Genomic DNA, 18,910 nt, shown 5'->3' on the forward strand with positions numbered 1-18,910 from the left:
GGTGATCACCGTACCTTCGGACCGCCCCGGCACCGGCGAGCGGCTCGGACCGGAGCGGCGCATCGTCCGGTCCGTGGGCGGCAACACCCCTTCGGACCGGATACCCTTTGACCTGACACGCAGACTTGCAACGCACCCACAACAGCACACGCGGCCGAGGAGTCACCCGGATGAGCACCACCCAGAGCGAGAGGCTGCGGCAACTACTGGAACCGCTCGTCAGCTCCCAGGACCTGGATCTCGAAGAGATCGAAGTGGCCTCGGTCGGACGCAAGCGAGTGCTGAGAGTCGTGATCGACTCCGAGGACGGCGTGGATCTGGACCAGATCGCGGAAGTGAGCCGCCTGCTCTCCGCGAAGCTCGACGAGAGTGACGCCATGGGCGAGGGGGAGTACGACCTGGAGGTCGGTTCCCCCGGCGCCGAGCGGGCCCTCACCGAGCACCGTCACTATGTGCGGGCCGTGGGCCGCCTGGTGAAGTTCCAGCTGACCGAGGGCGGCGGCGAACTGACCGCCCGCATCCTCACTGTGGACGACGAGGGCCTCGACCTCGAGGTGCCCGGCGTGAAGGGCCGTAAGGCCACCTCCCGCCGCCTGGCCCACGACGAGATCGACAAGGCGCGCGTGCAGGTCGAGTTCAACCGCAAGGACAAGAAGGAAGAAGAGGAGGCGTAGCCGTGGACATCGACATGAGTGCCCTGCGGGGTCTGGTCCGTGAGAAGGAGATCTCCTTCGACCTCCTCGTCGAGGCGATCGAGTCCGCCCTCCTCATCGCCTACCACCGCACCGACGGCAGTTTCCGCCGTGCCCGCGTGAAGCTGGACCGCGAGAGCGGCCATGTGACGGTATGGGCGACGGAGGACCCGGCCGACCTCGAAGAGGGGCAGGAGGCCAAGGAGTTCGACGACACCCCGTCCGACTTCGGCCGCATCGCCGCGACCACCGCCAAGCAGGTCATCCTGCAGCGCCTGCGCGACGCCCAGGACGACGTGACCCTCGGGGAGTACGCGGGCCGCGAGGGCGACATCGTCACCGGCGTCGTCCAGCAGGGCCGCGACCCGAAGAACGTGTTGGTCGACATCGGCAAGCTCGAGGCCATCCTGCCCGTACAGGAGCAGGTGCCCGGCGAGGAGTACCCGCACGGGATGCGCCTGCGCAGCTACGTGGTCCGGGTGGCCAAGGGCGTGCGCGGCCCGTCCGTGACCCTGTCGCGCACGCACCCGAACCTGGTGAAGAAGCTCTTCGCGCTCGAGGTCCCGGAGATCGCCGACGGCTCCGTCGAGATCACCGCCATCGCCCGCGAGGCAGGACACCGCACCAAGATCGCGGTCCGCTCGACCCGCTCGGGGCTCAACGCCAAGGGCGCCTGCATCGGCCCGATGGGCAGCCGCGTGCGCAATGTCATGGCCGAGCTCAACGGCGAGAAGATCGACATCGTCGACTGGTCGGACGACCCGGCCGACATGGTCGCCCACGCGCTCTCCCCGGCCCGCGTCAGCAAGGTCGAGGTCGTCGACCTCGGCGCGCGCTCGGCCCGGGTGACCGTGCCGGACTACCAGCTCTCGCTGGCCATCGGCAAGGAGGGGCAGAACGCTCGCCTGGCCGCGCGGCTGACCGGCTGGCGCATCGACATCCGGCCCGACACCGAGCAGCCGGCCGACCAGTAGAGGACCCGTGGCGGGGCCGTCGCGGGAATAAAATCCCGGGCGGCCGACGCTTCGATCACGACAGTATGTGGCGAGTAGCCGTTCGATTCTTGCCCCAAAGGGGTGAGGTCGGTGCGGGGAGGTAGACTTAAGCGTGTCTGGCCGGACGCATACCCGCGCACGCCCTGAGCGCACCTGTGTGGGGTGCCGGGAGCGAGCGGCCAAGAGCGAACTGCTGCGCATCGTGGCGAAAGAGGGCGCCTGCGCCCCCGATCCAAGCGGTACGCTGCCCGGCCGGGGTGCCTATGTACATCCCGCCCCGGTCTGTCTGGACCTGGCGGTCCGCCGCCGGGCGTTCCCACGGGCCCTCCGAGCCCAGGGACCGCTCGACACGGAGGCGTTGCGCCGGGCTGTCGAGACAGTTGCCGAGTAGGCGACAGCGCAAGACGTGGTCGCACGGAACCCCGTGCGGCCTTGGTATTCCGCGAGTTGGAAGTAGGTCGAGATTGCGATGAGCACTCGATGAGCACGCGATGAGTACGCCCATGAAGTAGCGACGGTCCGGCGTAACCCGGACCTAAAAGGAGCGAAGTGGCTAAGGTCCGGGTATACGAACTCGCCAAGGAGTTCGGTGTAGAGAGCAAGGTCGTCATGGCCAAGCTCCAAGATCTCGGTGAATTCGTACGTTCGGCGTCCTCGACGATCGAGGCGCCGGTGGTACGCAAACTGACTGACGCATTCCAGCAGGGCGGCGGCAACGGCAAGTCCGCCGCCAAGCCCGGCGCGCCGCGCAAGCAGGCCGCCCCCAAGCCGCCGGCCCCCTCGGGCTCGGCGTCCCCCTCTCCCGCGCAGGCCGCCCGTCCGGGTCCGGCCGCGCCCAAGCCGCCGGCGCCCAAGCCCGCCGCGGCCGAGAAGCCCGCGGCCTCTCCGGCGACCCCGGGCCCGCGCCCGACGCCGGGTCCGAAGCCGCCGGCTCCCAAGCCCGCGCCGGCCTCGCCGGCTCCGGCCGCACCGGAGTTCACCGCTCCGCCCGCCGCTCCGGAGGCTCCTGCCGCCCCCGCGGCTCCGCAGGCCCCCCGTCCGGGCGCCCGCCCGGGTGCCCCGAAGCCCGGTGGCCGTCCGGCCCCCGGCCAGGGTCAGGGCCAGGGCGGTCGCGGCGACCGCAACGACCGTGGTGACCGCGGCGACCGTCAGGGTGCTCCGCGCCCCGGCGGCCAGGGCGGCGCTCCGCGTCCCGGCGGCTCCCGCCCCGCGGGCCCGCGTCCGGGCAACAACCCCTTCACCTCTGGTGGCTCCACCGGCATGGCGCGCCCGCAGGCGCCCCGTCCGGGCGGTGCCCCGCGTCCCGGCGGCGCCCCCGGCGGCCCCGGTGGCGCCCCGCGTCCGCAGGGCCAGGGCGGCCCCGGTGGCGCTCCCCGTCCGCAGGGTCAGGGCGGCGCCCGTCCGACCCCGGGCGGCATGCCCCGTCCGCAGGGCGGCGCTCCGCGTCCCGGCGGCGGTCCCGCCGGTAACCGTCCGAACCCGGGCATGATGCCGCAGCGTCCCGCTGCGGGCCCGCGTCCCGGTGGTGGCCCCGGCGGCGGGCGTGGTCCCGGCGGCGGCGGTCGTCCGGGCGGCGCCGGTGGCGGTCGTCCCGGTGGCGGCGGCTTCGCGGGCCGTCCCGGTGGCGGTGGCGGCGGCTTCGCCGGCCGTCCCGGTGGTCCGGGTGGTGGCGGCGGTGCCGGTCGTCCCGGTGGTGGCGGCGGCTTCGGCGGCCGTCCCGGCTTCGGTGGCCGTCCCGGTGGTCCCGGTGCCCGTGGTGGCACGCAGGGTGCCTTCGGCCGTCCCGGCGGGCCCGCCCGTCGCGGCCGCAAGTCGAAGCGGCAGAGGCGCCAGGAGTACGAGGCCATGCAGGCCCCGTCGGTGGGCGGTGTCATGCTGCCTCGCGGCAACGGACAGGTCGTCCGGCTGTCGCGCGGTGCCTCGCTGACCGACTTCGCCGAGAAGATCAACGCCAACCCGGCGTCGCTCGTCGGCGTGATGATGAACCTCGGCGAGATGGTCACCGCCACGCAGTCCGTCTCCGACGAGACGCTGAAGCTCCTCGCGGACGAGATGAACTTCGTCCTGGAGATCGTCAGCCCGGAGGAGGAGGACCGCGAGCTCCTGGAGTCGTTCTCCATCGAGTTCGGCGAGGACGAGGGCGGCGAGGAGATGCTCGTCTCCCGTCCGCCGGTCGTCACCGTCATGGGTCACGTCGACCACGGTAAGACCCGCCTCCTCGACGCGATCCGCAAGACGAACGTCGTCGCGGGCGAGGCCGGTGGCATCACCCAGCACATCGGTGCCTACCAGGTCGCGACCGAGGTCAATGGCGAAGAGCGCGCCATCACCTTCATCGACACCCCCGGTCACGAGGCGTTCACCGCCATGCGTGCCCGTGGTGCGAAGTCCACCGACATCGCGATCCTCGTGGTCGCGGCGAACGACGGTGTGATGCCGCAGACGATCGAGGCGCTGAACCACGCCAAGGCGGCCGACGTGCCGATCGTGGTCGCGGTCAACAAGATCGACGTCGAGGGTGCCGACCCGACCAAGGTGCGCGGTCAGCTCACCGAGTTCGGTCTGGTGGCCGAGGAGTACGGCGGCGACACGATGTTCGTCGACATCTCCGCGCGCCAGGGCCTCAACATCGAGCAGCTGCTCGAGGCCGTGGTCCTGACCGCGGACGCCTCGCTCGACCTGCGGGCCAACCCGGAGCAGGACGCGCAGGGCATCGCGATCGAGGCTCACCTCGACAAGGGCCGCGGCGCCGTCGCGACCGTCCTCGTCCAGCGCGGTACTCTCCGCGTCGGCGACACGATGGTCGCCGGTGACGCGTACGGCCGAGTCCGCGCGATGCTCGACGACAAGGGCGAGAACGTGGAGGAGGCGACCCCGTCGACTCCGGTCCTCGTGCTCGGTCTCACCAACGTGCCGGGTGCCGGCGACAACTTCCTGGTTGTCGACGAGGACCGTACGGCGCGTCAGATCGCCGAGAAGCGTGCCGCCCGTGAGCGCAACGCCGCGTTCGCCAAGCGCACCCGCCGGGTGTCCCTCGAGGACCTCGACCAGGTGCTCAAGGCGGGCCTGGTGCAAGACCTCAACATCATCATCAAGGGCGACGCGTCCGGTTCGGTGGAGGCTCTCGAGTCCTCGCTGCTCCAGCTCGACGTCGGTGAAGAGGTCGACATCCGTGTCCTGCACCGTGGTGTGGGTGCGGTCACCGAGTCCGACATCGACCTGGCGATGGGCTCCGACGCCATCGTCATCGGCTTCAACGTCCGTGCGGCCGGCCGTGCCGCGCAGATGGCGGAGCGCGAGGGCGTCGACGTCCGCTACTACTCGGTGATCTACCAGGCCATCGAGGAGATCGAGGCGGCCCTCAAGGGCATGCTCAAGCCGGAGTACGAGGAGGTCGAGCTCGGCACCGCGGAGATCCGCGAGGTCTTCCGCTCGTCCAAGCTCGGCAACATCGCGGGTGTCCTCATCCGTTCCGGCGAGGTCAAGCGCAACACCAAGGCCCGACTGCTGCGTGATGGCAAGGTCATCGCGGAGAGCCTCAACATCGAGGGTCTGCGCCGCTTCAAGGACGACGTCACCGAGATCCGCGAAGGGTTCGAGGGCGGTATCAACCTCGGCAACTTCAACGACATCAAGATCGACGACGTCATCGCGACGTACGAGATGCGCGAGAAGCCGCGCGGCTGATCGACCGCCTCACGGCAGTCCGATCCACGCGGTCAGCGTCGGGGCCGGTCGACGGGGAAATATCCCGTCGATCGGCCCCGGCCGTTCCGTGTACGGTTCTTGTGTCCCTGCCAAGCGGTTGGCGGGGCCTCTATCCCGTACCGGCGGGACATCCGGACACCTTATGTATGTGGGGACTCTGTCCTTCGACCTCCTCCTCGGCGACGTACATTCGCTGAAGGAGAAGCGCTCCGTCGTCCGTCCGATCGTCGCCGAGCTCCAGCGGAAGTACGCGGTGAGCGCGGCGGAGACGGGCGATCAGAACCTGCACCGCAGGGCCGAGGTCGGGCTGGCCGTGGTGTCGGGCGACTGGGGCCATCTCACGGACGTACTGGACCGGTGCGAGCGCCTCGTCGCCGCCCGGCCCGAAGTGGAGCTGCTGTCGGTACGACGGCGGCTGCACGGGGATGATGACTGAGAGCCACCCAGGCTCTGAACAAGGCAAGACAAGCCCCAGGGGACGCACCCGGGGAAAAGGGAGACGGAGCAGTGGCCGACAACGCGCGGGCGAAAAGGCTGGCGGACCTCATCCGAGAGGTGGTTGCCCAGAAGCTGCAGCGCGGGATCAAGGACCCGCGGCTCGGAACGCACGTGACGATCACGGACACCCGGGTGACCGGTGACCTGCGGGAGGCCACGGTCTTCTACACGGTCTACGGCGACGACGAGGACCGTGCGGCCGCGGCCGCGGGTCTGGAGAGCGCCAAGGGCGTGCTCCGCTCGGCGGTCGGCCAGGCGGCGGGCGTGAAGTTCACGCCGACGCTGGCCTTCGTCGCGGACGCCCTGCCGGACAACGCCAAGGCCATCGAGGACCTGCTCGACAAGGCACGGCTCTCGGACGCCAAGGTGCGGGAGGTCTCCGCGGGTGCCGAGTTCGCCGGCGGCGCCGACCCGTACCGCAAGCCCGAGGACGACGACGTGTCCGACGACGAAACGGACGGCGACGCCCCCGCATGAGCAAGAGCAGCACCACAACGCCGGACGGCCTTGTCATCGTCGACAAGCCGTCCGGCTTCACTTCGCACGACGTGGTGGCCAAGATGCGCGGGATCGCCAAGACCCGCCGCGTCGGCCACGCGGGCACCCTCGACCCGATGGCGACGGGCGTCCTCGTGCTCGGCGTCGAGCGCGCCACCAAGCTCCTCGGCCACCTCGCGCTGACCGAGAAGGAGTACCTGGGCACCATCCGTCTCGGGCAGAACACGCTCACCGACGACGCCGAGGGCGAGATCATTTCGTCCGCCGACGCCTCCAAGGTCACCCGCGCGGGCATCGACGCGGGCATCGCCGAGCTGTCCGGCGACATCATGCAGGTGCCGTCGAAGGTCAGCGCCATCAAGATCGACGGCAAGCGGTCGTACGCGCGCGCCCGCAAGGGCGAGGAGTTCGAGATCCCCGCCAGGCCCGTGACCGTCTCCGCCTTCACGGTGTACGACATCCGCGAGGCCGTGGCCGAGGACGGCACCCCCGTCCTGGACCTCGTCGTCTCCGTCGTCTGCTCCTCGGGCACGTACATCAGGGCCCTCGCCCGCGACCTCGGCGCCGGACTCGGCGTCGGCGGCCACCTGACCGCGCTGCGGCGCACCCGCGTCGGCCCCTACAAGCTGGACGCGGCCAAGACCCTCGACCAGCTCCAGGAGGAGCTGACGGTGATGCCCGTGGCCGAGGCCGCGAGCCGGGCCTTCCCGCGCTGGGACGTGGACGACAAGCGCGGGAAGCTGCTGCTCAACGGCGTCCGGATCGACATGCCCGAGGAGTACGCGGGTGTGGGCGCCGTCGCCGTCTTCGATCCGGAGGGCCGCTTCCTGGTCCTCGCGGAGGAGTCGCGGGGCAAGGCCAAGAGCCTCGCCGTCTTCGCGTAAAGGCGTTTGTGGGGCGGCGGAGTCAGGTCCGCCGCCCCACGATCCCCCCACTTAGAGATGTATCCACCGCCGGACGCCCATTCACCCTTTCGGACAGGCGCTCGGAGTGAACCGCGGGGTCGCAAGGGGGCGCGTTCGCGCTGCGGCCTGTCCCACTGATCACCCTCGACCTACGGTCGGAAGAGCAGGGCATAGTGGGGAGGTTCGAGCATGGCGGGACGCGGCCCGCGGGCCGGGGGCCCCGGGGATGCAGGGACGTCGGCCGGTTCCTCGGCCCAGGCGCCCGACCGCTCCCTGGTGCGGTTACGCGATCTCGCCGGACGCCCGCGGGGCACGGGCTTCGCCGCCGACGAGCACGGCACGGTCATCACCAGCCATGAAGCGGTCGAGGGACTGGCCAGGATCGTCGTGCACGGGCCGGACGAGCGCACCTGCGTGGTCTCCGCCGACGCCGTGGTGGCACTGCCCCGCGCCGGACTCGCCCTCGTCCGTACCGAAGGACTCGGGCTGCGGCCCCTCCCCGTCACCGTGCGGGACTCCGTGGCGACCGGCACGTACGTGCGGATCGACGCACGCGGCCGGCGCGAGGCGCGGGTCCTCGGCTCAGCGCCGGTGACGTACACGGCGACGGACCGCTTCCACCTCCTTGCGTCCGCGCTGGAGCTGGCGATCGGCACGGACGGCGCCGACGCGCTGCGGCTCGGCAGCGGGGCCGCGGGCGGGCCGGTCGTGGACGCCTCGACCGGCGCCGTCCTCGCCGTCCTCGGCACCGCTCTGCTGCCGCAGCGCCCCGGACCCGCCGAACCCGGCCAGGACGCCTTCACCCACCGCCCCGCGGGCTACGCGGTGCCGCTGCGGGACGCGGCCACCGCCGACCCGCACGGCCCGCTCGCCGAACTCCTCAGGCACAACGCGGCAACCGTGCCCGCCTACGGCCGGGACCTCAATCTCGCGGGCGCGCTCCATCTGACGGCCACCTCGATGGGCTCCGACGGACCGCCCGCCCCGCTCCGCGAACCGGTCGAACGCCCGGATGCCGCACGGGAGTTGGACGCCTTCACCGCCGGGCCCGCACGAGTGCTGGGACTCGTCGGCGACCCCGGCACGGGACGCACCACGGAGCTGGCCGCGCTCGCCGCGCGCAGGGCGCGGGGCGCGGAGCCCGCCCCCACACTGTGGCTGCGCGGCGCCGACCTGAGGAGTGCGGACGCGTCCGTGGCCGACGTGGTCCAGCGGGCGCTCGACCGCGCCGGGCGGATCCTGGAGGCGGCGGGGGAGGCCCCGACGGACCAGGGGACCGGTGACATCCCGGCCGGCCGGGTGGCACGGCTCGTACGGGACGCGGGCCGGCCGCTGCTCCTGCTGCTCGACGGCCCCGAGGAGATGCCGCCCGCGCTCGCGCACACCCTCGCGCGGTGGAGCGAGGGCACGGCCCTGTGGCTGCGGGACACGGGCGCGCGCCTCGTCGTCGCCTGCCGTACGGAGTACTGGGAACAGGCCGCGGCCCACTTCGCCACGGCGTCGCCGGAAGTGGCGTCGCCGCACGCGGCGGACGAGGGCGCGGGGCTGCCCGGTCGCGTACACCTAGGTGATCTCCCCGAGCCGCAAGCCCGCCGGGCCCGCGCGCTGTACGGCATCCCCGACGGCACGACGGCCCCCGCCGACGCACGGCACCCGCTGGCGCTGCGGCTGCTCCACGAGGTGCGGGCGGCCCTTCCCGGCGCGCCGCCACCGGGCACCCCGAACCGGGAGGAGATCTTCGCGGCCCACCTCGACCTGCTGTGCCTGCGGGTCGCCGAGCGGCTCGCAGCGGCGAACGGGCTGCGCGGCAACACGGTACGGCGCCTCGCGGCGGTGGTCTCCGGACGGGTCCACGAGGCGGCGCGGCGGTGCCTGGGGCCGGGCCAGGGGCAGCTGGACCGGGCGGGCTTCGAGGCGGTGTTCCCGTGGGGAGCGCCACCCGGCAAGGGAAGGGGAAGGGAGTTCCACGGCTGTACGGGGTGGGCGTCGGCCGTCCTCGCGGAGGGACTCCTCGTGCCCGCAGGCGCGGGCTACCGCTTCGCGCACGAGGAAGTGGCCGACTGGCTCCAGGGCACGCACCTGGACGTGGACGCGGCCCTGACGTCACTGGTCCACCGGCACCGGCCGGAACCCCGGAACCCGACGGTCCCGGAGCAGCGCCGCCGCGGGCCCGCCCCGGCCGCCGCCCGCCCGCTGCCGGTGCCGCGGCACCGTATCGGCCCGGTGATTCAGGCACTTCTCGCGCTGGGCCGCCAGCGGGGTGCGGCGGAACTGGCCTCGCGGCTGATCGGGCTGGCGGACGCGATGACGGGCTTCGCGGGCCTCGCGGGCTTCGCGGGCTTCGCGGGCTTCACGGAGAGGGCGGGTCCGGGCGCGGGGCGGGCCGAGGCAGCCGAGGGAGCGTCGGCGGACGGGCGTGCCGCGGTGGGGGAATCGGCGGGGGACACGGCAGGCGACACGGCGGATGCCACATGGTGGGCCGCTCACCTACTGAGGGAGGTGCTGCTCCGGGTTCCCGACGCGTCCCCGTACCTCGCCGTACTCGAACCGCTCGCCGAGCGTGGGGAGTTCGGGGCCCCCTTCTGGCTGGCGCTGCGGCTGCCCGCGGCCGAGCGGTTCGCGCTGCTGCGGCGGCTCATCGTGCGCGACGGCCCCCCGGGGACCCCGGACCGTTGCCTCGACGCCGTCGCCGACCTGCTCGCCGCCGACCCCGTGGGCGTACCGCCCCACCTCGTGGGCTGGTTCACCGACGAACGGCCGCTGGACGCCGCGCCCGACGCCACCGTCGCCTCCGCCGCGCAGGCGCTGCTCCACACCCACCGGCACCGCGCCATCGACGACCTCACCGAGACCCTGGCCGACTGCGCCCACGCCCGCGCCGACGAACTGCTGACCGCGCTCGCCGAGGAGGAGCCCGCCGCGATGTGCCGCGCCGTCGCCCGCTGGGCCCGCGACGAGCGCCCCGCCCGGCACGCCGCGGCCGCCGCCCATGCCCTGCACGCCGCCCCGCACGCGACCACCGGCAGCGACCGCGCGTACCTGCGGCACGCGGCGCTCGCGCTCCTGGCCCGCCCCGCCGACGACGCCCTGCACGGCCCCGCGCTCGCCCTCCTCGTCCGCGACCCGCAGACCCGCACCCGGTACCTGCCCCACGCCCTGCGCCGCTTCACCGCGGGCGACCCCCACCTGCCCGCGAGCGCCCCGGCCACCGCCCTGGCCACCCACCCCGAGCCCGTGCTCGACGCCTTCCGCACCCGCCTGCACGCGCCGGGGCCGGTGCCCGAGGACGTCCTGCCCGCCCTCGCCGACGTGACCACGCCCGCCCTCGCGCGCCGCGTGGCCGACCTCGTGCACGACCTCGTGGCGGCCAGGACCGAAGCGGCAGGGCCCACCGCCGCGTACATCGACCGGCGGCTCGAACACGGCCCCGCCGTACGTCCTGCCCTCTTTCCGCTGGTCACCGCGTTGCTGCGCGGCCACTGCGCGCAGGTGCGGGCCGCCCTCGCGCCCGTGCTCACCGCCCCCGGTACGGCCGCCTCGCGCGACCTGCGGGACGAGCTGCTCGACGTACTGCTCGGCCAGGAGCGGGACTCCGCGGTCCTGGAGGGCGTCCTGCGGGCGGTGGCGCACGGCGCGAGGGAGTGCGGCGAGGCCCGCACCCGCGAGCGCGTACACCGCACCGGACTGCTGCTCGTCCGCACCCCGGAAGGCGCCTCCCGCTTCGACCGGCGCCTGGTCGAACTCGCCCGCGAGGTGCCGGGTTTCGCCGTGCTCGTCGCGGGCTGGCTCGACGCGGCACCGCAGGACTGGGCCGCGGTGGTCGGCCCGAGCGCCCGCCGCACGATCGAGCGGTTCGTCGGTGGCGTCCGCATGCCCGCGTAGCCGTCGTACCGACGTAGTCGTACGGAACACCGGCGTAGTCCTACGGACCGGCCCGGAGTGACCCCCGCCACTCCCTCCGGTGCGAGCCGCCACCCGTCGGCATGGCAGTCTTAGTCCTGCGCAATCGGCAATGGGAACGTACAGATGTACGTGACGTATACGGGTTCGGCGAGGAGCAAAGAAGTGCAGCGCTGGCGTGGCTTGGAGGACATCCCCCAGGACTGGGGGCGCAGCGTCGTCACCATCGGTTCCTACGACGGCGTGCACCGCGGTCACCAGCTGATCATCGGGCGCGCCGTGGAGCAGGCGCGGGAGCTCGGCGTGCCGGCCGTGGTCGTCACCTTCGACCCGCACCCCAGCGAGGTCGTGCGCCCCGGCAGCCACCCGCCGCTGCTCGCCCCGCACCACCGCCGCGCCGAGCTGATGGCCGAGCTCGGCGTGGACGCGCTGCTGATCCTGCCCTTCACCACCGAGTTCTCGAAGCTGTCGCCCGCCGACTTCGTCGTCAAGGTCCTCGTCGACAAGCTGCACGCGCGCGTGGTCGTCGAGGGCCCCAACTTCCGCTTCGGCCACAAGGCCGCGGGCAACGTCGACTTCCTGGCCGAGCTGGGCCGTACGTACGACTACGAGGTCGACGTCATCGACCTGTACGTCAGCGGTGAGGCCGGTGGCGGCGAGCCCTTCTCCTCGACCCTGACCCGGCGCCTGGTCGCCGAGGGCGACATGAGGGGGGCGGCGGAGATCCTCGGCCGCCCACACCGCGTCGAGGGCGTCGTCGTGCGGGGCGCGCAGCGCGGCCGTGAGCTGGGCTTCCCCACCGCCAACGTCGAGACGCTGCCGCACACCGCCATCCCCGCCGACGGCGTCTACGCCGGGTGGCTGCACGTCGAGGGCGAGGCGATGCCGGCCGCGATCTCCGTGGGCACGAACCCGCAGTTCGACGGCGTCGAGCGCACGGTCGAGGCGTACGCGATCGACCGCGTCGGCCTCGACCTGTACGGCCTGCACGTGGCCGTCGACTTCCTGGCCTTCGTCCGCGGCCAGGCCAAGTTCGACTCGATCGACGAGCTGCTGGTGGCGATGGCGGACGACGTGAAGAAGTGCCGGGAGCTTGTGGAGGGGGCGGGGGGAGCGGGGGTGGTGTAGCGGGCCTCGCGCAGTTCCTCGCGCCCCTGGGGGGCCTGTGGGTGCTCGCACGGTTTTCGTGCCCCCCTGGGCCAACGCCCGCAGGGCGTTGGCCCAGGGGCGCGGGGAACTGCGCGACCAGCCCCCACCGGGGGCGAGCCGCAAACGAAACAACCCCCCGCACCCCCTACCGCGCCGCCGCAGCCCAGTGGCAGGCAACCTGCGTTCCACCCCCTCCGGACAGGAGCGGCAGATCCTCCCCCCGGCACCGCCCCGCGACCCCCACCCGCTCCGCCTCGCCGGAGGCGAGTACCTGGCAGCGGGCGTGGAAGCGGCAGCCGCCGGGGATGCGGGAGGGGTCCGGGGGCTCGCCCGTCAGTACCACCGGGTCTCCCGGCGCCTCGGGCAGGACGGACAACAGCGCCTGCGTGTACGGATGCTGGGGCGACGTCAGTACCTCCTCCACCGTCCCCGTCTCCACGATCCGGCCCAGGTACATCACCGCGACCCGGTCCGCGATGTTCCACGCGAGGCCCAGGTCGTGCGTCACCACCAGCGCGGACAGGCCCAGCTCTTCGCGCAGCCGCAGCAGGAGCGCCAGGATCTCACCTCGTACGGACGCGTCCAGCGAAGCCACCGGCTCGTCGGCGACGATGAGTTCCGGTTCGAGGACCAGCGCGCCCGCGATGACGACGCGCTGGCGCTGACCGCCCGACAGTTCGTGCGGATAGCGCAGGAAGAACCGCTCCGGCGGCCGCAGCCCGGCCCGCGAGAGGGCTTCGGCGACCGCCGCCCGCTCGTCGCCCCCGTACCCGTGGATGCGCAGCCCTTCCGCCACGGCGTCGTACACCGTGTGCCGGGGGTTGAGCGACCCGCTGGGATCCTGGAGGACCAGCTGCACCCGCTTCCGGTACGCCTTGAGCGCGCGCCCCGAGTAGTCGAGTGGCTTGCCGCCGAACGTGACCTTGCCGGATGTCGGGGGCACGAGGCCGAGCAGCGAACGGGCCAGTGTCGTCTTTCCGCACCCCGACTCGCCGACCAGGGCCACGATCTCGCCGCCCTTGATGTCGAGGTCGACGCCGTCCACGGCCCGTGCGGTCGGCGCGCCGCGGCGGCCGGGGAAGGCGATGTGCAGGTCGGCGGCGGACAGCAGGGGGCCGTCGGCCGCGGGCGGGATCGTGGATGCGGTCATGCGCGGTTCCTCTTCACGGAATCACTGGATCACGGGCTCACGGACTCACGGACTCACGGGCTCACGCGCTCATTGGCTCACGGGATGGCGGGATAGCGGGATAGCGGGATAGCGGAGACTCCCGGTCACGGCGTGCGCTCCGCCGCCGCAGGCGCCGACGTCGGCTGCGCGGGGAGCGGCGCACCCGCGTGGACACACGCGGCACGGTGATGCGGGCCCGCCTCCCGCAGCGCCTGGTCCTCCGTGGCGCAGACGTCGAGTGCGACCGGGCACCGGGGGTGGAACGTGCAGCCCGTCGGCAGGTCGGAGGGGTCGGGCGGGTCCCCCGGCAGACCGCGCGGGGCGAACCGCGACGCCGCGTCACCGATCCGCGGGAACGCGGCCGACAGGGCCTTCCCGTAGGGGTGCCGGGCGTTCTCGTAGACCTCGGTGGCGGGTCCCTCCTCGACGACGCGTCCGGCGTACATCACCGCGAGCCGGTCACACGTGTCGGAGAGCACCGCCAGGTCGTGGCTGATCATCATCAGGCCGAGGTCCTGCTCGTCCACCAACTGCTCGATCAGGCGCAGGATCTGAGCCTGGATCATGACGTCGAGCGCGGTCGTCGGCTCGTCGGCGATGATCAGGCGGGGGTCGCAGGCGAGGGCCATCGCGATCATCACGCGCTGCCGCTGCCCGCCGGACAGCTCGTGCGGGTACGCCCGCGCGCGGGCGGCGGGCAGCCCCACCTGTTCGAGGAGCTCGCCGACCCTCCTCTCCGCGCCCGCCTGCGTCGCCTTCTTGTGCAGCAGGATCGGTTCGGCGATCTGGTCGCCGATGCGGTGGACGGCGTTGAGCGAGTGCATGGCGCCCTGGAAGACGATGGACGCGCCCGCCCAGCGCACCGCGCGGACCCGCCCCCACTTCATGGTGAGGACGTCCTCGCCGTCGAGCAGGATCTCGCCGGACACCTTCGTGCCCGCGGGGAGCAGCCGGAGGAGGGCCAGCGCGAGCGTGGACTTTCCGCATCCCGACTCGCCGGCGACGCCGAGCTTGTGGCCCGCGTCGACGTGCAGGTTCACGCCGCGGACGGCGGCGGCGCCGTTCGCGTACGTCACTTCGAGGTCCCGCACGTCGAGGAGGCGGTGCCCTTCGGCCGCCGGGGCCACGTCCTCTCGTACGCCTCGTACGCCTCGTACGCCTCGTGCACCGGTCTTCTGTACGTCGTTCAACGGGTGGCCCCCAGCCTGGGGTTGAGCACGGATTCCACGGCGCGGCCGCACAGCGTGAACGCCAGCGCGACGATCGCGATGGCGAGACCGGGCGGGGCGAGGTACCACCAGTGACCCGCGCTGACCGCCCCCGCCTCGCGCGCGTCCTGCAGCAGCCCGCCCCACGAGACGTTGGTCGGGTCGCCGAGGCCGAGGAAGGCGAGCGTGGCCTCGGTGAGGATGGCGCCGGAGATGACCAGCGTGGTCTGCGCGAGGACGAGCGGCATGACGTTCGGCAGCACGTGGCGGGCCATGATGTGGCCGTGGCCGCCGCCGAGCGCGCGGGCGCGTTCGATGTACGGGCGGGACTCCACCGCGAGGGTCTGCGCGCGGACCAGGCGCGCCGTCGTCGGCCACGTCGTCACGCCGATCGCCAGGATGATCGTCCAGATCGAGCGGGACATCACGGAGGCGAGGGCGATGGCGAGCACCAGGGTCGGCATCACCAGGAACCAGTCGGTGACGCGCATGATGACGGTGGCGTACCAGCCCTTGAAGTGGCCGGCCGTGATGCCGACGAGCGTGCCGATGGCCACCGAGAGGACGGCGGCGAGCAGCCCCACCGAGAGTGAGATGCGCGCGCCCCACACGAGCAGGCCGAGCAGGTCGCGCCCGAACTGGTCGGTGCCCAGCGGGAATTCACCGCTCGGCGACTCCATCGGTCTGCCCGGCGCCTCGGTCACGCTCTGCGCGTCCGAGCCGACGAGCAGCGGCGCGAAGACCGCCGCGAGGGCGATCATGACGAGTACGGCGAGACCGAAGAGCCCGGCCTTGTGCGCACGGTACTCGCGCCAGAAGCGGACGAGGGAGTGCCTGCGCCGGGTCCAGGCCAGCGAGCGGGCGCTCTTGGCGGCAGGGGCCGCGGGGGTGGTCGGGGTGGTCGGTGCGGATTCGGTCGTCATCGGCCCACCCGGGGATCGAGCAGCGGATAGATCACGTCGGCCAGGGTGTTCATCAGGATCACCGCGGTGGAGAAGACGAAGAAGAGCCCCTGCACCAACGGCAGATCGGGCACGCTGAGCGCCGCGTAGAAGAGCCCGCCGAGCCCCGGCCAGGAGAAGACGGTCTCGACGAGGATCGCGCCCGCCACCACCGTGCCGAGATTGACGAACATCAACGTGACGGTCGGCAGCAGCGCGTTGGGGACGGCGTGCCTGCGCCGCACGAGATCATCGCGGAGCCCCTTGGCGCGCGCGGTCGTCAGATAGTCGCTGCCCATCTCGTCGAGCAGCGAGGAACGCATGACGAGCAGGGTCTGCGCGTACCCGACGGCGACGAGGGTGAGGACGGGGAGCACCATGTGGTGCGCGACGTCGATGACGTACGCGAAGCCCGTCTCGCCGCCCGACTCAAGACCACCCGTAGGGAACATCCCGGGAATGGGCCCTATCCCCACCGAGAAGGTGATGATCAGTAGCAGGCCGAGCCAGAACGACGGCACCGAGTACAGGGTCAGGGCGAGCCCTGTGTTGAAGCGGTCGCCGAGTCCGCCGTTGCGCCAGGCGGTGCGCGTGCCCAGCCAGATGCCGATGAGGGTGTAGAGGACGTACGCCGTTCCGGTGAGGAGCAGCGTCGCGGGCAGCGCGTCCGTGATCTTGTCCATGACGGGCGCGTGGAACTGGTACGACGTACCGAAGTCGCCGCTCAGTACCTTGCCGGTGTAGTCCCAGAACTGGGCCATGACCGGCTTGTCGAGGCCGAACTCCTTGCGCATCGCGGCCAGTTGCTCGGCCGAGACGCGTTTGCCGCCCGTCATCTGCTTGACGGGGTCGCCGGGGATCAGCCGGAACAGGAAGAAGCTGGTGACGAGCACGGCGAACAGCGACACGAGCGCGCCGCCGAGCTTGCCCGCCACATAGATGAGGTAGGCACGGGTGTCGCGGGCGCGCGGCCCGCGGGCCGACGGCGCCCCGGCCGGAGCCGGGTCGCCGTCGGCCCCGGGACCTTTTCGGCCCCCGGTGTCGAGCAGAGCGGGATTGCTGTCAGCGGTCATGCGTTACTCGCGGTCCTCTGCGGTCGAACGGCGGCGCCGGGCGAACAGGACTCCGCCGCCCACGAGCACCACCGCGGCAGCGGCGATACCGATGATGACACCGGTCGAGCTGCCGTCCTTGGAGGAACTCTTCCCATCCGCGGGCACTGCGGACCACCAGCTCCAATATCCGTCCTGGCCGTAGATGTTGCCCGCGGCCGTCGGCATGGTGGTGATGGACTTGATCTGGTCGGTGCGGTAGGCCTCGACGGCGTTCGGGTACGCGAGGACGTTCATGTACCCCGAGTCGTACAGCCACGACTGCATCTGCTTGACGATGGCGGCCCGCTTGCCGGGGTCGTACTCGGCGAGCTGCTTCTCGTACAGGCTGTCGTACTTCTTGTCGCAGATGAAGTTGTCGGTGGCGGCGCTCTCCTTGGCCTTCTCGGGCAGCGCGGCGCAGGTGTGGATGCCGAGCACGAAGTCGGGGTCGGGGTTGACGGACCAGCCGTCGAAGGCGAGGTCGTACTCACCGGCGTACCAGGGCACGGACACGTCATCGAGACAGTTGACCTTGAGCCCGATCCCGATCTTCCCCCACCACTCCTTCAGGTACTTTCCCACGGCCTTGTCGTTCGGGTCGGTGGCGTGGCACAGGATGCGGAGGTTGAGCGGCTTGCCGTCCTTGCCGACGCGCCGGCCGTTGTCGTCCTTCTGATAGCCCGCCTCGTCGAGGAGCCGGACGGCCTTCTTCGGGTCGTACGTCATCACCTGATCGGCGGACGGCTGCCAGGCGTACTCGGAGAAGCGCGGCGGAATGTACCCCGCGCCCTCGACCGCGTGTCCCTGGAACACCTTGTCGACGAGCGCCTTGCGGTCGACGGAGAGGAAGAGCGCCTGACGGACCTTCTTGTTCAGCAGCGCCGGGTTCCCGTCACCGAACTTCTTGCCGTCCCTGGTCTTGGCCCCCGGGTTGGTGGCGAGCGCGAAGAAGCGCCGCCCCGGACCCTCGTTGACCTTGATGTCGTCCTCGTTCTTCAGGGACGCGGCCTGCGCGGGCGTGAGCGCGGGCTGCCCGGCGACGAAGGACACCTCACCCTTGCGGAGGGCGGAGACGGCGGCGTCCTGGTCCTTGTACGTCTTGAAGACCAGCTCGTCGAACTTGGGCGCCCCCCGCCAGAAGCCCTTGTTGGCCTTGAACCTCACATACTGGTCGACCTTGTAGTCCGTCAGGATGAACGGTCCGTTGCCGACGACGGGGAAGTCCTTGTCGTTGTTGAACTTCGAGATGTCGTCGACCTTCTCCCAGACGTGCTTGGGGACGATCGGCACATCGAGCGCGGCCATCGTGGCCTGCGGCTTCTTCAGCTCGATGACCAGTTTGGTGGGGCTGGGTGCGGTCACCTTCCTGAAGTTGGTGACGAAGTTGGAGTTCGCGGTGGCGGTGCCCTCCTTGGACATCACCTTGTTGAACGTCCACGCGGCGTCCTCGGCGGTGGCGGGCTTCCCGTCCGACCACTTGGAGTCGTCCCGAATGGTGTACGTCCACGTCAGCTTGTCCGCGGAGGGCTTCCACTTGGTGGCGAACCCCGGAATCGCCTTGTTGTCCTTGGCGTCGTAGTTCGTCAGGTACTCGTACGTCAGCCGGTGGATGCTGGTGCTGAGCAGCCGCTGGGCGAGGAACGGGCTGAGCGAGTCGACGCTCTGCGCGACCGCGACGGTGAGGACCTTCTTTCCGCCGCCGTCCTTGGCCTGCGCCTGCTGCGGTGCCGGATTGAACGGCGTGGCAAGACCGGCCGTCAGAGTGAACGCGGCGACGCCACCGGCGAGCACGAGCCTCAGGCGGGGGCGGCGACGGGGGCGGGGCGGGGCTGCTCTCTGGGGAAGTGCTGCTCTGCCGTGCTGATCTTGTGTGTCCATGGGTCGGTGACCTCGCGTCATCGCTTGCACAGGGATGGCTGGTTGCACGCTGGTGGATCAAGGAACGTCAGCTGGTTGATGTGTGTTTACCAGCGCCAGTCTGCGCACGTCAACGCCGGGTGAACCCCATGTGGCCTGCGAAAACAACGAGTTGACCGTGATTTCATCCGCATTGGTCAAGACCGGTGACGCGTGGCTGGTGAGGGGGTGACGGTGGGGGCTGGTGCGGGGGCACGGCCCGAAGGTGCCGGGCTTCGGCAAAGGTGGCGAGAC

At 71.7% G+C, this 18,910-nt stretch carries 14 protein-coding genes; 9 read left to right on the top strand and 5 right to left on the bottom strand.

Features of this window, described 5'->3' with window-relative positions:
* The first annotated feature begins 170 nt into the window (after nucleotides 1-170).
* The 9 genes from rimP to AC07DI_RS29085 all read left to right on the top strand — a co-directional run bounded on the left by rimP (nucleotide 171) and on the right by AC07DI_RS29085 (nucleotide 12,324).
* Nucleotides 171-674: a ribosome maturation factor RimP gene (rimP, locus tag AC07DI_RS29045; RefSeq protein WP_478907036.1), complete on the top strand. Its 504-nt coding sequence runs from the start codon at nucleotides 171-173 to the stop codon at nucleotides 672-674.
* A 2-nt stretch (nucleotides 675-676) separates the two neighbouring features.
* Complete coding sequence (gene nusA, locus AC07DI_RS29050) at nucleotides 677-1,666, top strand: transcription termination factor NusA (protein WP_384262108.1); 990 nt, start codon at nucleotides 677-679, stop codon at nucleotides 1,664-1,666.
* 133 nt (nucleotides 1,667-1,799) lie between these two features.
* Nucleotides 1,800-2,078 (top strand): YlxR family protein, encoded by a 279-nt coding sequence (locus AC07DI_RS29055; protein WP_384262105.1) that lies wholly within the window; start codon nucleotides 1,800-1,802, stop codon nucleotides 2,076-2,078.
* Between the two features lie 158 nt (nucleotides 2,079-2,236).
* Nucleotides 2,237-5,374, top strand: a complete 3,138-nt coding sequence (gene infB, locus AC07DI_RS29060; RefSeq protein ID WP_478907038.1) for a translation initiation factor IF-2 — start codon at nucleotides 2,237-2,239, stop codon at nucleotides 5,372-5,374.
* A gap of 163 nt (nucleotides 5,375-5,537) precedes the next feature.
* A complete protein-coding gene (locus tag AC07DI_RS29065; RefSeq protein ID WP_384262099.1) occupies nucleotides 5,538-5,831 on the top strand; it encodes a DUF503 domain-containing protein in 294 nt (97 codons plus the stop codon).
* A 71-nt stretch (nucleotides 5,832-5,902) separates the two neighbouring features.
* Complete coding sequence (rbfA, locus tag AC07DI_RS29070) at nucleotides 5,903-6,370, top strand: 30S ribosome-binding factor RbfA (RefSeq protein ID WP_478907040.1); 468 nt, start codon at nucleotides 5,903-5,905, stop codon at nucleotides 6,368-6,370.
* On the top strand, nucleotides 6,367-7,275 hold the full coding sequence (gene truB / locus AC07DI_RS29075; protein WP_478907042.1) for a tRNA pseudouridine(55) synthase TruB: 909 nt from the start codon (nucleotides 6,367-6,369) through the stop codon (nucleotides 7,273-7,275). The genes rbfA and truB overlap by 4 nt, the downstream gene beginning before the upstream one ends.
* 210 nt (nucleotides 7,276-7,485) lie before the next feature.
* Complete coding sequence (locus tag AC07DI_RS29080) at nucleotides 7,486-11,178, top strand: trypsin-like peptidase domain-containing protein (protein ID WP_478907044.1); 3,693 nt, start codon at nucleotides 7,486-7,488, stop codon at nucleotides 11,176-11,178.
* A 183-nt stretch (nucleotides 11,179-11,361) separates the two neighbouring features.
* Complete coding sequence (locus AC07DI_RS29085) at nucleotides 11,362-12,324, top strand: bifunctional riboflavin kinase/FAD synthetase (RefSeq protein WP_384262088.1); 963 nt, start codon at nucleotides 11,362-11,364, stop codon at nucleotides 12,322-12,324.
* A 166-nt stretch (nucleotides 12,325-12,490) separates the two neighbouring features.
* Here AC07DI_RS29085 and AC07DI_RS29090 read toward each other — a convergent pair whose 3' ends face one another.
* From AC07DI_RS29090 to AC07DI_RS29110, 5 genes are all read right to left on the bottom strand, one after another.
* The gene (locus tag AC07DI_RS29090) at nucleotides 12,491-13,495 is read right to left on the bottom strand and encodes an ABC transporter ATP-binding protein (protein ID WP_384262085.1); all 1,005 of its coding nucleotides are present in this window, start codon (nucleotides 13,493-13,495) and stop codon (nucleotides 12,491-12,493) included.
* A gap of 125 nt (nucleotides 13,496-13,620) precedes the next feature.
* Nucleotides 13,621-14,706 carry an ABC transporter ATP-binding protein gene (locus tag AC07DI_RS29095; protein ID WP_478907047.1) on the bottom strand — a complete coding sequence of 362 codons (1,086 nt, stop codon included), beginning with the start codon at nucleotides 14,704-14,706 and terminating at the stop codon, nucleotides 13,621-13,623.
* Nucleotides 14,703-15,647 carry an ABC transporter permease gene (locus AC07DI_RS29100; RefSeq protein ID WP_478907049.1) on the bottom strand — a complete coding sequence of 315 codons (945 nt, stop codon included), beginning with the start codon at nucleotides 15,645-15,647 and terminating at the stop codon, nucleotides 14,703-14,705. The genes AC07DI_RS29095 and AC07DI_RS29100 overlap by 4 nt, the downstream gene beginning before the upstream one ends.
* Nucleotides 15,644-16,738 (bottom strand): ABC transporter permease, encoded by a 1,095-nt coding sequence (locus tag AC07DI_RS29105; protein ID WP_478907051.1) that lies wholly within the window; start codon nucleotides 16,736-16,738, stop codon nucleotides 15,644-15,646. Before AC07DI_RS29105 ends, AC07DI_RS29100 begins: the two co-directional genes overlap by 4 nt.
* A gap of 3 nt (nucleotides 16,739-16,741) precedes the next feature.
* The gene (locus AC07DI_RS29110; RefSeq protein WP_478907053.1) at nucleotides 16,742-18,637 is read right to left on the bottom strand and encodes an ABC transporter substrate-binding protein; all 1,896 of its coding nucleotides are present in this window, start codon (nucleotides 18,635-18,637) and stop codon (nucleotides 16,742-16,744) included.
* Nucleotides 18,638-18,910: the final 273 nt, after the last annotated feature.

The organism is Streptomyces sp. NPDC044106 (assembly GCF_056433985.1).

Coding starts and splice junctions, on each gene's coding strand:
- rimP (WP_478907036.1), top strand. CDS start 171: ATGAGCACCACCCAGAGCGAGAGGCTGCGGCAACTACTGGAACCGCTC.
- AC07DI_RS29110 (WP_478907053.1), bottom strand. CDS start 18,637: ATGGACACACAAGATCAGCACGGCAGAGCAGCACTTCCCCAGAGAGCA.
- AC07DI_RS29100 (WP_478907049.1), bottom strand. CDS start 15,647: ATGACGACCGAATCCGCACCGACCACCCCGACCACCCCCGCGGCCCCT.
- AC07DI_RS29105 (WP_478907051.1), bottom strand. CDS start 16,738: ATGACCGCTGACAGCAATCCCGCTCTGCTCGACACCGGGGGCCGAAAA.
- AC07DI_RS29065 (WP_384262099.1), top strand. CDS start 5,538: ATGTATGTGGGGACTCTGTCCTTCGACCTCCTCCTCGGCGACGTACAT.
- AC07DI_RS29090 (WP_384262085.1), bottom strand. CDS start 13,495: ATGACCGCATCCACGATCCCGCCCGCGGCCGACGGCCCCCTGCTGTCC.
- truB (WP_478907042.1), top strand. CDS start 6,367: ATGAGCAAGAGCAGCACCACAACGCCGGACGGCCTTGTCATCGTCGAC.
- AC07DI_RS29080 (WP_478907044.1), top strand. CDS start 7,486: ATGGCGGGACGCGGCCCGCGGGCCGGGGGCCCCGGGGATGCAGGGACG.